At 60.9% G+C, this 1,246-nt stretch carries 1 protein-coding gene; it reads right to left on the reverse strand.

What is annotated here, in order from left to right:
- Window positions 1-38: 38 nt before the first annotated feature.
- Window positions 39-1,061, reverse strand: a complete 1,023-nt coding sequence (locus SY1_RS06705; protein ID WP_208873173.1) for an Rpn family recombination-promoting nuclease/putative transposase — start codon at window positions 1,059-1,061, stop codon at window positions 39-41.
- Between the last annotated feature and the right edge of the window lie 185 nt (window positions 1,062-1,246).

The raw sequence follows: 1,246 nt of genomic DNA on the forward strand, positions 1-1,246 counted from the left end.
CTATCGCGCTTAGCTTGACAATCCAAGTCAGCGCTTCCTTAACTCAGCCGCTCCCTCAATGCCTCTATTTCGTCCAGGGACAGGCCGGTTGCCTCCGAGATTTTGGAGAGCTCAAGCCCCATCCGCAGCAGGTTTCGTGCCGCATCAGCCCTGCCCTTAGCCTCGCCCTCGGCCCTACCTTTGGCCTCGCCCTCGACCCTGCCCCTGGCCAACGCGGCCTCCTCGCGTCGGCCCGAGATGTCCTCCTCGTCCCAGAACTCCATCAGGTTCACAATGTACGCCAGGCGCTGATCCCGGTTCTGAAAAAATTCGCGCTCCAAATCCAGCGCCGCGCCGATTCCCGGCTCCATTGCCGCTATCCGTTCCATCTCGTCACCTCGCATTCCGTCCAGGTAACACAGCCAGCGCTCCAGCCTGTTCCGAGGGCGTCGGCCCGCCTTCCGTTCCCTGCGATCCTTCGGCAGTTCAAAGTAAACGATCTGAAGGTCGTCGCAGAGAAGCCGTCCGCTCGCGTCGTTGCGGATGGAGTAGCTGTTGCGGCACTCCCGCTCCTCCGGGAGCAGCTCGAAGTCCAGCAGGTTCAGGGAGATCGTGCGCACCGTGTCGAGGTACTTCCCCCGACGCTCCAGGGATGTCGCGTAGAGCAGAGACCAGTAATACAGGGTCCGTTTCAGGTAGCCCGGTTCGCGGCGGATTTGGACCTCCAGGTTGACCAGCTCGCCGTCAAGCCGGGCGGCGAGGTCCAGGCGGCTCCCCCTCCCCGAAGCCCGAACGGGCGAAAACTCCCGGTCGATGAAAGCGACCTGGGTAAAGGCCCGCTCCCCATTGGGGAACATCAGGGCGTTCAGCAGGTCGAGGAAAAGCTCCGCTCTCTCCGGCCTGCCGAAGAGGAATTTGAAGAGGACGTCTGCCAGTGGGTAGACCCGCCCCTGGCTCACGTCCAGATCGATCTGCTCCCTGGACCTGTGGGAGGGTGAGTAAAAGAGCGCTGAGCTCTCTCCGATTTCGTTCATTTCATTGCATTGCGCCTTATGCGCCGCACTTTTGTCGCTCGTCTTCATCGCCCCCGTCCAGCCTTGACGTCATTATAGCAAAGGTTTTAGCGGACTGGCTGTACGATGCCGCTCTTGCGGAGAGTGTCAGGGATGCCCACGCCGAGGAGCGACTGCTCCATATCCGAAAGTATCACCGAAAGACCTGCCTGCCGCGGCGGGGGATGATATCAATTCGCGTTTAATACGGATTG

This window comes from Fretibacterium fastidiosum (assembly GCF_000210715.1).
In the GTDB taxonomy this organism is placed as follows: Bacteria; Synergistota; Synergistia; order Synergistales; family Aminobacteriaceae; genus Fretibacterium; species Fretibacterium fastidiosum.